Below are 13816 nucleotides of genomic sequence, written 5' to 3' on the forward strand. Positions count from 1 at the left end.
CACCCCCCAAAACTACACAATAACTTGGGTGATGGTTGTACAGAGGTGAGCTCGCCCTAGGCCCCGCGGGCCCGGCCCCCCCCCGGGGGGCGCGCCGGGCCACGCGGTCGGGGACGGGTGGGTCACCCGATCGGCCCAGCGGCCCCATACGGCCGGCCCCACCGACGGGAACCGGCCGCGGAGTTCGCCCATCAGTACGCCGAGTCGGGGTATCCGCAAGAAAACCGCAGGGCCCGACCGGCCCGGACGAACGAAGGAGGCACCGCATGCCACTCACGTTCCGCAAGAGCTTCCGCATCCTTCCGGGGGTGCGGCTGAACATCAACAAGCACTCCTGGTCCATCACCACCGGCGGGAAGAACGGACCGCGGCACACGCACAGCAGCACGGGACGTCGCACGACATCGATGGATTTGCCCGGGCCTTTCGGGTGGCGCCGCACCCACACCGCCAAACGCCGCTGACAGCATGTCACCCGAATGGACCCCCCGAGAGGCGCCATCTCATATCTGAGATAGCCTCAGCCTCATGGCAGACGACTACCTCGTACGCATCGGCAGGCTCATCCGTGACGCCCGGCAGCACCGGGGCTGGACACAGGCGCAGCTCGCCGAGGCGCTCGGCACCAGTCAGAGCGCCGTCAACCGCATCGAGCGCGGCAACCAGAACATCAGTCTTGAGATGATCGCTCGGATCGGTGAGGCGCTGGACAGCGAGATCGTGTCTCTCGGCTACGCCGGTCCGATGCACCTGCGCGTGGTCGGCGGCCGTCGGCTGTCCGGCGCCATCGACGTGAAAACCAGCAAGAACGCCTGCGTGGCCCTGCTGTGCGCCTCACTGCTCAACAAGGGGCGCACAGTGCTGCGCCGGGTCGCGCGGATCGAGGAGGTCTACCGGCTCCTGGAGGTGCTGGGCTCGATCGGCGTCCGCACCCGCTGGATCAACGACGGCACCGACCTGGAGATCGTGCCGCCGGCCGACCTCGACCTGGACGCCATCGACGCCGACGCCGCCGTCCGCACCCGCTCCATCATCATGTTCCTCGGGCCGCTGCTGCACCGCCTGGACCGCTTCAAGCTGCCGTACGCGGGCGGCTGCGACCTGGGGACGCGGACGATCGAGCCGCACATGATCGCGCTGCGCCGGTTCGGCCTGGAGGTGGCGGCCACCGAGGGCCAGTACCACGCCCAGGTGGACCGCTCCGTCCGTCCGGCCCGTCCGATCGTGCTGACCGAGCGCGGCGACACCGTGACCGAGAACGCGCTGCTGGCGGCCGCCCGCCACGACGGCGTCACCGTCATCCGCAACGCCTCCTCCAACTACATGGTCCAGGACCTCTGCTTCTTCCTGGAGGCCCTCGGCGTACGGGTCGAGGGCATCGGCACCACCACCCTCACCGTGCACGGCGTGCCGGACATCGACGTGGACGTCGACTACTCGCCGTCCGAGGACCCGGTCGAGGCGATGAGCCTGCTGGCCGCCGCCGTCGTCACCGAGTCGGAGCTGACGGTGCGCCGGGTGCCCATCGAGTTCCTGGAGATCGAGCTCGCGGTCCTGGAGGAGATGGGCCTCGACCACGACCGCGGCGCCGAGTACCACGCGGACAACGGCCGCACCCGGCTGGTGGACCTCACCGTCCGGCCCTCCAAGCTGGAGGCGCCGATCGACAAGATCCACCCGATGCCGTTCCCGGGCCTCAACATCGACAACGTCCCGTTCTTCGCGGCCATCGCGGCCTCCGCGCAGGGCAAGACGCTGATCCACGACTGGGTCTACGACAACCGCGCGATCTACCTGACGGACCTCAACCGCCTCGGCGGCCGCCTGCAGTTGCTGGACCCGCACCGGGTACTGGTCGAGGGCCCGACCCGCTGGCGCGCCGCCGAGATGATGTGCCCGCCGGCGCTGCGTCCCGCCGTGGTCGTCCTGCTGGCGATGATGGCGGCGGAGGGCACGTCGGTGCTGCGGAACGTGTACGTCATCAACCGCGGCTACGAGGACCTGGCCGAGCGCCTGAACTCGGTCGGGGCGCAGATCGAGACGTTCCGGGACATCTGAGCGGCGCGGTGTTGTGCCCCTCTCCAAGGGCTGTGGTCGTCCTCATAGTGGGCGTATTCGGGCGATCCGACAACGCGGCGAGGGCCGTAGCTGTCGTCGTGCGCCCGCCGGGGATTGCGGGACAGCCCTTGGAGCAGGAATGATTTTTTGGGAATCCGAGTGCCACGTCCAGCGCGTCCCGATTGAGGAAAGGGACTATTTCCGGCGCCGTGATCGTGAGGAATTCCAGAACTGCAACCCTCAGGTGAGAACCTTGAGCATTTCTTCGGCCAGCGGTCCGGACGACGCGGGATTCTGACCCGTGTAGAGAGTGCGGTCCACCACCGTGTACGGCTCCCACACCGGGCCCCGCGAGTACTCGGTGGGCAGCTTCTTCAGCTCGTCCTCGAGCAGCCACTTGGCCCTGTCGGCGAAACCGACACCGGCTTCCTCCTCGTTGCTGAACCCGGCCACACGGTAACCGGCGAAGGGCGTGGTCCCGTTCTCGTCACGTGTGGCGAGGAGCGCCGCCGGAGCGTGGCAGACGATGCCCAGAGGCTTTCCCGACGCCAGGGTCTCGCGCAGCAGCCGGGCGGAGTCGGCGTCGGAGGAGAGATCCTCCATCGGCCCGTGTCCACCGGGGTAGTACACCGCGTCGAAGTCGTCGATGCCGACCTGGTCGAGGCGCAGCGGATGACGCAGTTCCTCGGCCGCCTCGATGGCGGATTCCAGCTCCAGGGAGTTCTCCTCCCCGCCGGTCATGCTCGGTCGCAGGCTCATCGTGTCCACGACGGGGACGACCCCTCCCGGCGTCGCGACAGTGACCTTGTGTCCGGCCCTCGTGAACGCGCTGTAAGGGGCCACGAACTCCTCGGCCCAATAACCGGTCGGGTGGCGGTGACCGTCCCGCAGTGTCCAGTAGCTCGCACCAGTCAGCACGAAAAGAACATCAGCCACGAATCTTCTCCTCATTATGTGCAGGCGTGAGCGTGAGTGACGAGTCGTCAGGTGACGGCTTCAGGCAGTCCCACTCAAGCTAACGCGGCAGGAGAACGGGAGCAACTCGCACTATGAGGCCGCCATCCAGGTGTGGCGAACGAGGCGCTGTCGTCCAATGATCTGGCGTGTTCATACAAGTGAAACATGGCGGCGAGATCGAGCGCGGGTGCCGATGTCCACCATGCAGTCGGTATGGAATTCCGAATGCACGGCGATTACGGGGGGCGGTGCCTCCGATTTCGTGCCCCGGATGCCGCGTCTCCCCGTGCGGGAGCACACTGGGGGCGTAGGAAGCCGGGGCACCCCGGTACACCGACCTGCCCGGGAGACGGATGACATGACGAGCGATGACGGTTCTGTTGGGGTCAGCATGGAGGAGGATGCCTTTCCGATGCTTTCCGAGAACCAGGTGAGCGGGGTCCGTGAATACGGAAGCGCCGACACATTGATTGCGGGGGCCGATCCTCTACAATAGCGGAACGTCGGGTTTTGATTTCTTCCTGTTTCTGGACGGAGTAATCGGCATCTACCAGGACGGAAACTCCGGTGACTCCGCCGAAGACCGGACCGTCGCCGTGCCGGACAGGGCGTCACCGGCCGTGACCCCATGAATAGGCGTGCTCGGCGCCTGCCAACTCACCCGGGAGGAAACGGTATTGGCCCGTCACCTGTCCGCAGGTGCCGAATCCGCTTCTGAAGTATCTTTGAGGCTGCGCCGGAAAGACGCGCCCAGGTGCCCGATACGGAAGCGTGGACGCGCCGGAATATTTTCCGGCCCGAGGTCGCGCGTTCCGTGCGCCGCTGAATCTCTCCTGCATGCCGGAAGGTGTCCTATGAACACTCAACCCGCCATGAGCGACCAGTCCTTGAACGGCCGGGTTGCGGTCGTCACCGGAGCTTCCAGCGGAATCGGCCAGGCCACCGCCGAACGTCTGGCGGCAACGGGCGCTCACGTCGCGGTCCTCGCACGCCGTGCCGAGCGGCTCGACAGTCTCGTCGACCGCATCGGGAGGAGGGGTGGGCGCGCTCTGGCGATCGCGGTGGACGTGACCGACGCCGCCGCCGTCCAGTCGGCCGCGGACCGCGTGGCCGACGATTTCGGCGACGCCGACCTGCTCGTCAACAACGCGGGCGTCATGCTTCCCGCTCCCATCGAGGAGCGTGCGGCCGACCAGTGGCAGCAGCAGATCGACCTCAATATCACCGGGCTGATGAACGTCATCGGCGCCTTCACGCCTCAGCTCGTCAGAGCTGCCCAGAAGGGCGGCGTCGCCGATCTCGTCAACATGTCCTCGGTCGCCGCCCAGAGTATCTTCCCGAACTTCGCGGTGTACTCGGGCACCAAGGCGTTCGTCACCCACCTGTCGCGGCATCTGCGCGTCGAACTCGGACCCAAGAACGTACGCGTGTCCGCTCTGGAACCCGGGATCGTCGGCACCGAACTGCAGAGCCACGTGACCGACGAAGGCTCGCTGCAGTGGCTCGCCGACTCCAAGGAGAGCGGCATGGAGTGGCTCATCCCGGAGGACATCGCCGATGTCGTCCGCTACCTGGCCGCTCTTCCCTCGCGCGTCAACCTGCAGCAGGTCACCATCATGCCCACCGCGCAGCCGAGCTGAACCGCCCGTACGCGGCCCGCAAGGCTCATGCGTCGCAACCGGTGGCCCGTCCGCGACCGGCCCGTCGCTCGAGTGCGTCCGAGTCCGTTCCCGACGGTCCGCACGGCACGGACGACCGGAACGATCTGGAGGAACACCATGGCATCGACGTCAGTGAGTCGGCTCATGCCGGCTTCCCCCGACCGCGTGTGGCGGCTGATCGGCGGATTCGGGTCCCTTCCCGACTGGCTGCCGTACATCCCCGAGAGCACCTTCGCCGAGGGCGGCCGGGTGCGGCGGCTGAAGAACCCGGACGGTGACGTCATCGTCGAGCGCCTGGTGGAGTTCGACGACACCAAGCGGTTCTACAGCTACACCATCGTGCAGGCACCCTTCCCCGTCGTCGACTACCTCTCGACGCTGCGGGTGCACGCGGTGACCGGTGACGGCGATGTCGCCGAGGTCCAGTGGTCCGGACGCTTCGTCCCCGAGGGAGCCGGCGACGACGAAGTCGTGGCGCTCTTCACGGACATCTACCGCGAGGGCCTGGACGCCCTGCACGAGGTCCTCGAACAGCAGCCTTGAACGGAGAGGGGAGCGTGCTGGAGCACTCCGGGACGCGGCAGCTTTGACGGTCCCGACGACGTACGGAGAACCACCTTCGCTTTCGGTCTGGTGTTCGTGCTGCCGCTGGAGGACATCCACATCAACCCACCGGTCCCGACGTACAGGGGCGGAGATCTGCGGCCTTGGTGCCGAGGTGCGCTGGGGTCTACGTGAGGTAGACGATCCCGTCGGTGGTGACGGCGGGCCTGCCCGAGGTCGCCCTCACTACGATCTTGAGGGTGTGCTTCGCGCTGGTGGACCAGGTCGTGGACCAGATCGCGTTGCGGTACACGGTCGTTGCGGACTTGAGGTCAACTGTGGTGAGCCTTTTGCCGTCCACGTAGATGTCCGCTTGTCCGGAGGTTGCGGCTCGGGAGACCGCCCAGGAGACCGAGCGGCCGGTGAACGTCCAGGTCAGGGAGGCGTTCTTGCTGCTGCTGGTGAGGGATTTCCCGCCGAGGTAGCTGGTGGACGACTTGGCAGTCCAGGTCCCGGTCTTCGCGGCCGAGGTTTCCTGGAGGATCACCGGCTTTCCGGAGACCGAGGCGGTGGCGGAGTTCCCCACCGTGTCGTACGCCCGCAGTGACCATGCCGTGGCAACAGCGGACTTGGCGGTGAGGGCCGCGCTGGTCACCGTCGGGCCGTATGTCTTTGCGAGCGGTGCGAGCGGTGCGGTCAGACGGACTTCTTTCAAGGAGACGTTGTCGGTCGCCTTCCAGCCCAGGGTGAGGGGTACGGCCGCAGTGTCCACTGTGCCTGTGCGCAGGGAGAGGTTCGGCTTGGTGGTGAAGGTCGGTGCAGTGGTCTCGGCGACCACAGTCCGCGCGGGGCTGGTGACCGTCCGGCCGGACTGGTGGACGGCCTCGACCTGCACCTGGTGGGTGCCCGGAGCGAGAGTGAGCTTGGCAGAGGTGGCCGTGCCGGCGAGCGTGGCGGCCGTCTTGCCGTCGACGAGGATGGAGTACGAGGAGATGAGTGCCGGCGGGGTCGTGGCGGACCAGGCCACTGTCAGGGGGCCGTTGGTGTAGGGGGTCGTACCGACCGTGCTGGTGCCGGTGACTGTGCCGAGTGTGAGGCCGGTGACGGGACCTGCGGCCAGGGTCCTGATGGTGCCGAGGCTGGAGTAGAAGGCGTCCCCCGGGCAGAGGGTGTTGTAGCCGTCGCGGTGACCGTGGATCGCCGGGAAGGTCATCTGTTCGCCTGGCTCCCAGCTCTTGCCGGCGAGGTTCTGACCGCTCAGGGCGGTGGTGAGCGTGATGTCCGCGTCCGGGGTGACGCCGTACTGACCCAGCTTCCAGGCGGCGACCCTGGCCACCGAGGTCATCGCGTCCGCCGGGGGTGCACTGTCGGTGTAGGTGCCGATGACCGCTATGCCCGTGGTCTGTGAGTTGAAGCCGTAGGCGTGGGAGCCGACAACCGGAAGGTCGACTCCACCCTTGCGGCCCTCGTAGACCGTCCCGCACTTGTCGATCAGGAAGTTGTAGCCGATGTCCCGCCAGCCCAGCGTGGTCACGTCGTAGGTGTAGATCGCGTTGATGATCGAGGGCGTCTCGGCGCAGGTGTAGTCGTTGGTCGAGGCCGTGTGGTGAACGACCACCGCCTTGATCTTGTCCCTGATGTACGTCGGTTGCTCCGGGCTCATCGACTCGTCCGCGCCCCATCCCGATCGGGGAGTGATCGGCGGCCGGGGAGCCGTGGAGGGTGGCGCAATGGGGACGGACGCTGAGGGCGAGTCGGAGGGGGACGCCGTGGCCGACTCACTGGGTGTCGTGCTTTCCGAGGCCGAGGGAGATGCGGACGGCGACTCCGGCGCGGACTCGGAGTCCGTGGGTGAGGGCTCGGTGGCGATCGGATCGGGCGTCTCGCGCTCGGTGGGGGGTACGCCGGTCGGGTCGGAGGTCGGAGATTCGGAAGCGGTGGGCTCCTCGGTTCCGTCAGGACCGGCCACAGCGAAAGCGATGGGCTCGGCGTCGCTCCCGGCACTCGCGGTGCCGCCGGGCGTGATCATGTCGAGGCGAAGCCCCTGCGGCAGCTTCGAGGTGACCTTGCCGGCGACCCGCGCCTCGACGCCGTCGGAGAGCCCGACCCACGCCGGCTCGGTACCGCCCCGGGACGCGCCGCGCTCCCCCGCGCCACTGTCACTGTCGAGGGACAACCATCCCGACCACTTCCCGGACGACACTGCCCGGGTCCGCACCTCGACCTTGCCGACCAGGCCGGCTTCAGGCTTCTGCCAAGTGATACCCACCAAGCTGAAGCGTTCCGTGTCCCGTTGGGCGAGCGACGCGGTCCTCTTGTCGCCGCTCACCGCCAACGCGGCCGACCGCACCTGATCGCGTACCGGCCTGTTCCTCCTGTCGCCGTTCCCGCCGTCGTCGGATGCGCCGTTGACACCCTGCACCACCAGCGTCCCGCTCACGACCGCCGCAACGACGACCGCACTTGCCCCCCACCAACGACGCTTTCTCATGCCAGTTGCACTGCCTTCCACTCGGTCAGACTGCGTAGTATCCACAAGTTCGCCGGTTCGGTGGGTACTTACGAAGTTGTCTCCATAGAGATCTTTGTGCCTGATGCGGCGCTCGCGCCATCCGGCGATGGACGGGACGCCCGCTCAGGCGCCTTGGCGCTGCCCGCGCGCTCTCCGGTTGCATGCGAACCGGCCGATGATTACGGCGCGTTGAACAGACCGGCCAGGATCGTTCCGGCGGAGAGCACAAGGGGTGCACCCAGGCGACGGGGCGGGTTCGGCATCGGCGTTCCTTCGTGTCGTCCAGGTTGGCGATCTTCACAATGGCCTGGAGGGCGCGCTCAGCCATGAGCACAGGCACTCATGCTTGACGGGGAGTTTCGGGAGACGCCTGAGCACCCGATCGTGCGGCGCCGCGGCGAGGATGGTGCGGTCGATGACAGGACGCCCTTGGCTGGCCGGAGACGGTGAGCGGCGCCTCGGTGAGCGACGCAGTGCACGCCGGAACCGCGTTCCCTGCCTGGCTGCTGACCACCTTTGGTGCGGCAAGGCAGGACTTTAGGTGCCGCTTACAAGATCTTGCAACCCCTTACCGCTCCTGGAGATCACCAGAGGATCTTCACAAACATGGCGTACTTGTGCGCAGAGCAGCCCTTCCTGTCGCCGCCGCGCTTGGCACGACCCCGCTGGTTCGTCATGGGCGGGCCGGCTCGGGCGGTCCGGCGTCCGGCCGGTGCCGGCTCGACGCCGGTCTGCCGTGTCCTGTCCGCCGGTGTGCCCGGCCTGCTCGGGCCGTGCGGGAGGAGTCGCGGCCGGAACCCGTGGATCTCGCGGCTCAGGACCCGTAGAGGGTGACGTCCTGAGCCCGCACCGTGTGGACGTAGGGCAGCGGAAGACCGCCCTGCGGGCGCAGTTCCATCAGCGTCGCCTGCACCCGGACGGTACCGGGCCGCGCCGGGACCGACGAGAGCCTGCCGCTGGTGATCCAGCGGCGCTCGACGCCGTCGCACACGACCCGGGTGCCGCCCACGCACTCACTGCCGGGCGCCGCGCCCTGGCGCACGGCGAAGCCGACGAAGACCGCGGTCCCTCGGCGCCGGCGCAGCGGTACGACCCGGACAGGACGACGGTGCCGTCGGGGCCGACGCTGCCGGTGGGGGGTCACCATCTCGGACGTGTCCGCGCTCGCCGGTGAGGCCGGCGCGGCGAGCAGGACCGCGGTGGTGGCCGCGCCGAGCACTCCGAGAGCTAGACGTACAGGCGTGGGAGACCTCCAGAACGATGAACGGGATGACCTATACATATCGGACATCGGTCGGTGGGACCGGCCTCCTTCACCCCGTCGGCGGCCGGTCCGCTGCGCCGTCCGCGGAACGGTTCGCGTCCGGCCGGCCCAATCCCTGCCGGTGGCCCGTGCCGGTCCGTCACATCCGGGCCCGCCCACGGCCGCTCGCGGCAACAGGCGTCAGGGCAGCACCGCGCATCCGTCGAGCTCCACCATCGCCTGCTCGTCCCACAGGCGTACGACCTGCACGACCGCCATCGCCGGGTAGTCGCGCCCGGCCAGCCGGCGCCAGAGGCGGCCGAGTTCGGGAGCGTGGGCGCGGTAGGCGGCGACGTCGGTGGCGTAGACGGTGACGCGGGCGAGGTCCGCGGGGGTGCCGCCCGCCGCGCGCAGGGCGGCGAGGAGGTTGCCGAGGGCCCGTTCGAACTGCTCGGGCAGGGTGTCACCGGTCACCTCGCCGTCCGCGTCGAGCGCGGTCTGGCCCGCCAGGAACACCACGCGGGAGCCGGTGGCGACAACGGCGTGCGAGAAACCCCTCGGCGGGCACAGGCCGGGCGGGTTGACGCGTACGGCACGGCCGCCGGTCTCGCCGCCTTCGGTGGGCACGGGAACTTCGCGGTCGCCTCCGGCGGTCACGGTGCCTCCACGGTCGCGGCCAGTGGTCAGGGGGACCTCACGGTCGTGTCCAGTGGTGACAGTGCCGCCACGGTCGCGTTCGCCGGTCGTGTGGCCTCCGCCGTCGCGTCCGCCGGTCACGGGGCCCGCGGCGCCGTTTCCACCGGTCACGGGGCCGCCTGCGCCGCGTCCGGCGGTCACCGGGACTCCACCGTGACGTCCGGTTCGTCGCGTGGCCCGCCACGCAGGTCCCTGTACAAGTCCTTGGCGATGATGTCCCGTTGCACCTCGCTCGCCCCCTCGTAGATCCGTGGGGCGCGCACCTCGCGGTAGAGGTGCTCGAGCAGGTGGCCGCGGCGCAGGGCGCGGGCGCCGTGCAACTGGACGGCGGCGTCGACGACGTACTGCGCGGTCTCGGTGGCGAGCAGTTTCGCCATGGCGGAGCGCCGGGGGACGTCCGGGGCGCCGGCGTCGTACGCCGACGCCGCCGCGTGCACCATCAGACGGGCCGCCTCGGTGCGCAGCGCCATCTCGGCGACCCGGTGGGCGACCACCTGGAGGTCGCCCAGCGTGCCGCCGAAGGCGTCCCGTCGGGCGGTGTGGGCGAGGGTCGCCTCGAGCGCGGCCTGCGCCATGCCGACGGCGAAGGCGCCGACGCTGGGCCGGAAGAGGTTGAGGGTGCCCATGGCGACGCGGAAGCCGCGGCCGACCTCGCCGAGGACGTCGTCCGCGGTGACGGGGACGCCGTCGAAGGCGAGGCTGCCGATGGGGTGCGGCGAGAGCATGTCGAGCGCGGCCCCGGTGAGGCCGGGGCTGCCGGCGGGCACCAGGAACGCGGTGACACCGCGGGCGCCGGCGCCGGGCCCGGTGCGCGCGAAGACGGTGTAGACGTCGGCCTCGGGAGCGTTGGAGATCCAGCACTTCTCGCCGGTGAGCCGCCAGCGGCCGGGACCGTCGGGCCGGGCGGCGAGCGCCAGTGCCGCCGCGTCCGATCCCGCCCCCGGCTCGCTGAGCGCGAAGGCGGCGACGGTCGTCCCTCCGCTGACGCCCGGCAGCCAGCGCTCCCGCTGGGCGGGGGTGCCGTGGGCGTGGACGGGGTGGGCACCGAGCCCTTGCAGGGCGAGGGCGGTCTCGGCCTCGGTGCAGGCCTGGGCGAGGGACTCCCGCATCAGGCACAGGTCGAGGGCGCCGGAGGTGAACAGCCCCCGCAGCAGGCCGAGTCGTCCGAGTTCGGCGACGAGCGGACGGTTGACGCGACCCGGCTCGCCCTTCTCCGCGAGCGGGCGCAGCCGGTCGGCGGCCAGGGCGCGCAGTTCGGCGCACCAGGCGGACTGTCGCGGGTCGAGCTGGAATGCGGGCACGGCCGGGTCCTCTCTCCCCTGGGCTCGTCGCGAGCCCGTCGTAGGCCCGCCTGAGCCCGTCGCGAACTCCGCGGCGCGCGTCGCGGGCCACCCGCGCCGCACCGCCGCGCGGGGCGGCCCACACAGCGCGGCGGCCCGGGCGGGGCCACCTGAGCGACGATATCGCGCACCATTGACTGCCGTCACTAACACGATACGCTCCCGGGGCGAGCCCACCACGACGAGGGGGCGAACCGCCATGGACCCCAGCACGGACGGCACCGGACGGCCGACGGCCTCGGCCCACGTCGACACCTTCGCGCGCGACCACCTCCCACCCCCGGACCAGTGGCCCGAACTCCGCTTCGACCTCCCGGGGCTGGCGCGGCCGGGCCGGCTGAACTGTGCCGACGAACTGCTCGCCCACACCGACCCGGGGCGCCCGGCGTTCCGTACGGCCAAGGGCGAGATCTGGACCTACGGCGAGCTGCGGGCCCGCGTCGACCACGCCGCGCACGTCCTCACCCGCGACCTCGGCGTCGTCCCCGGCAACCGGGTGCTGCTGCGCGGCCCCACCACGCCGTGGCTGGCCGCCTGCTGGCTCGCGGTGCTCAAGGCGGGCGCCGTCGCCGTGACCGTGCTGGCCCAGCAGCGGCCGCACGAACTGCGCACGATCTGCGCGATCGCCCGGGTAAGGCACGCCCTGTGCGACATCCGCTCCCTGGACGACCTGGCGAAGGCGGAGGTGCCGGGGCTGCGCGTCATCACCTACGGCGGCGACGGACCCGGCGACCTCGGCGGCCGCCCGGCGCCCGGACTCCCCTACCCCGCCGTCGACACCGCGGCCGACGACGTGGCCCTGATCGCGTTCACCTCGGGCACCACGGGCCGCCCCAAGGGCTGCGTGCACTTCCACCGCGACGTGCTCGCGATAGCCGACACCTTCTCCCGGCACGTGCTGCGGCCACGCCCGGACGACGTCTTCGCGGGCAGTCCCCCGCTCGGTTTCACCTTCGGCCTCGGCGGACTGCTGGTCTTCCCGCTGCGCGCGGGGGCCAGCGCGCTGCTGCTGGAACAGGCCGGTCCGCGGCAGTTGTTGCCGGCGATAGCCGAGCACCGTGTCTCCGTGCTGTTCACGGCGCCCACCGCCTACCGCGCGATGCTCGACGGGCTCGGCTCCCACGACGTCTCGTCGCTCCGACGGTGCGTCTCCGCCGGCGAGAACCTGCCCGCCGCCACCTGGCACGCCTGGCAGGAGCGCACCGGGCTGCGCCTCATCAACGGCATCGGCGCGACCGAGCTGCTGCACATCTTCATCTCCGCCGCCGACGAGGACGCGCGGCCCGGGACCACGGGGGTGCCGGTGCCGGGGTGGGAGGCCCGCGTGCAGGACGAGCACGGCGATCCGGTGCCCGACGGGCAGCCGGGTCTGCTCGCCGTGCGCGGCCCCGTCGGCTGCCGGTATCTCGACGACCCGCGGCAGCGCGACTACGTGCGCGGCGGCTGGAACGTCACGGGGGACACCTACGTCCGCGAGCCGGACGGCCACTTCCGCTACGTGGCCCGCGCCGACGACATGATCATCTCGTCCGGGTACAACGTCGCGGGGCCCGAGGTCGAGGAGGCGCTGCTGCGCCATCCGGACGTCGTCGAGGCCGCCGTCGTCGGACGGCCCGACGAGACCCGCGGGCGGGTCGTGGTGGCGTACGCCGTCCTGCGGGAGGGCGCGGCACGGGACGCGGAGGCGCTGCGCTCCTTCGTGCGGGGCGAACTGGCGCCGTACAAGTGCCCGCGCGAGATCGTCTTCGTGGACGCGCTGCCGCGTACGGCCACCGGCAAGCTCCAGCGGTTCCGCCTGCGCACCTGAGGTGACCAGCACCGATGCCGACGAACTAACATGATCGACGTGTCCGAGCAGCACGTGCAGCATGCCCCGAGGTCCCTGATCGTCACCCTGTACGGGGCGTACGGCCGCTTCGTGCCGGGGCCGGTGCCCGTGGCGGATCTGATCCGGCTGCTGGCCGCGGTCGGGGTGGACGCGCCCTCGGTGCGCTCGTCGGTGTCCCGGCTGAAGCGGCGCGGGCTGCTGGCGCCCGCCCGTACGGCGCGCGGAGCGGCCGGCTACGAGCTGTCGCCCCAGGCGCGGCAGCTGCTGGACGACGGCGACCGCCGCATCTACGCCACGGAGCCGCCGCCGGACGAGGGCTGGGTGCTCGCCGTGTTCTCCGTGCCGGAGTCGGAGCGGCAGAAGCGGCACGTGCTGCGCTCCCGGCTGGCCGGGCTGGGCTTCGGCACGGCGGCGCCCGGGGTGTGGGTGGCCCCGGCCCGCCTGTACGAGGAGGCCCGGCACACGCTCGAACGGCTGGGTCTGGACGCGTACGTGGACCTCTTCCGCGGTGAGCACCTGGGGTTCGCGCCGACCGCCGAGGCGGTGGCGCGCTGGTGGGACCTGGCCGGGATCGCCAAGGAGCACGAGGCGTTCCTGGACCGGCACGCGGGCGTGCTGCGGGCCTGGGAGCGACGCTCCGACACCCCGCCCGAGGAGGCGTACCGCGACTACCTCCTGGCCCTGGACTCCTGGCGCCATCTGCCCTACACCGACCCCGGACTGCCCACCCGGCTGCTGCCCGAGGGCTGGCCCGGCGCCCGCTCCGCCGCCGTGTTCCGGGGACTGCACGAGCGGCTGCGGGACGCCGGAGCGGCCTTCGTCGGCCTGCTGTGAGCACCGGCCCACGGCTCGGCGGACAGCCTGCCACGGGCCGGTTCGGCGGTCGGCGGTCGGCGGTCGGCGGTCGGCGGTCGGCGGTCGGCGGTCGGCGGTCGGCGGTCGGCGGTCGGCGGTCGGCGGTCGGCGGTCGGCGGTCGG

Annotated in this window: 11 protein-coding genes; 6 read left to right on the forward strand and 5 right to left on the reverse strand. The window is 70.6% G+C overall.

Annotated features, from left to right (window positions below):
• Positions 1-266: 266 nt before the first annotated feature.
• Together ACWDNY_RS29470 and ACWDNY_RS29475 are read left to right on the forward strand one after the other, a co-directional pair.
• On the forward strand, positions 267-464 hold the full coding sequence (locus tag ACWDNY_RS29470; protein ID WP_451648866.1) for a DUF4236 domain-containing protein: 198 nt from the start codon (positions 267-269) through the stop codon (positions 462-464).
• 64 nt (positions 465-528) lie between these two features.
• The gene (locus ACWDNY_RS29475; protein WP_451648867.1) at positions 529-2058 is read left to right on the forward strand and encodes a helix-turn-helix domain-containing protein; all 1530 of its coding nucleotides are present in this window, start codon (positions 529-531) and stop codon (positions 2056-2058) included.
• A gap of 240 nt (positions 2059-2298) precedes the next feature.
• Here the strand turns inward: ACWDNY_RS29475 and ACWDNY_RS29480 are convergent, their stop codons facing one another.
• Positions 2299-2994 carry a type 1 glutamine amidotransferase domain-containing protein gene (locus tag ACWDNY_RS29480; RefSeq protein ID WP_451648868.1) on the reverse strand — a complete coding sequence of 232 codons (696 nt, stop codon included), beginning with the start codon at positions 2992-2994 and terminating at the stop codon, positions 2299-2301.
• A gap of 875 nt (positions 2995-3869) precedes the next feature.
• Here ACWDNY_RS29480 and ACWDNY_RS29485 point away from each other — a divergent pair.
• Positions 3870-4655, forward strand: coding sequence for an SDR family oxidoreductase (locus tag ACWDNY_RS29485; RefSeq protein WP_451648869.1), 786 nt, complete (start codon positions 3870-3872; stop codon positions 4653-4655).
• A 138-nt stretch (positions 4656-4793) separates the two neighbouring features.
• Positions 4794-5219 (forward strand): SRPBCC family protein, encoded by a 426-nt coding sequence (locus ACWDNY_RS29490; protein WP_451648870.1) that lies wholly within the window; start codon positions 4794-4796, stop codon positions 5217-5219.
• Positions 5220-5406: 187 nt separating this feature from the next.
• Here the strand turns inward: ACWDNY_RS29490 and ACWDNY_RS29495 are convergent, their stop codons facing one another.
• From ACWDNY_RS29495 to ACWDNY_RS29510, 4 genes are all read right to left on the reverse strand, one after another.
• Entirely contained in the window at positions 5407-7710 is a 2304-nt protein-coding gene (locus tag ACWDNY_RS29495; protein WP_451648871.1) for an N-acetylmuramoyl-L-alanine amidase, read from the reverse strand.
• 835 nt (positions 7711-8545) lie between these two features.
• Entirely contained in the window at positions 8546-8950 is a 405-nt protein-coding gene (locus ACWDNY_RS29500; RefSeq protein ID WP_451648872.1) for a DUF6299 family protein, read from the reverse strand.
• 225 nt (positions 8951-9175) lie between these two features.
• Complete coding sequence (locus ACWDNY_RS29505) at positions 9176-9601, reverse strand: RidA family protein (protein ID WP_451648876.1); 426 nt, start codon at positions 9599-9601, stop codon at positions 9176-9178.
• A gap of 206 nt (positions 9602-9807) precedes the next feature.
• Positions 9808-10971, reverse strand: a complete 1164-nt coding sequence (locus ACWDNY_RS29510) for an acyl-CoA dehydrogenase family protein (protein WP_451648873.1) — start codon at positions 10969-10971, stop codon at positions 9808-9810.
• 238 nt (positions 10972-11209) lie between these two features.
• Between ACWDNY_RS29510 and ACWDNY_RS29515 the strand changes: the two genes are divergently transcribed.
• Positions 11210-12817, forward strand: coding sequence for an AMP-binding protein (locus ACWDNY_RS29515; protein ID WP_451648874.1), 1608 nt, complete (start codon positions 11210-11212; stop codon positions 12815-12817).
• Positions 12818-12847: 30 nt separating this feature from the next.
• Positions 12848-13672 (forward strand): PaaX family transcriptional regulator, encoded by an 825-nt coding sequence (locus ACWDNY_RS29520; protein ID WP_451648875.1) that lies wholly within the window; start codon positions 12848-12850, stop codon positions 13670-13672.
• Positions 13673-13816 lie beyond the last annotated feature (144 nt).

Source organism: Streptomyces sp. NPDC003697, from assembly GCF_053587115.1.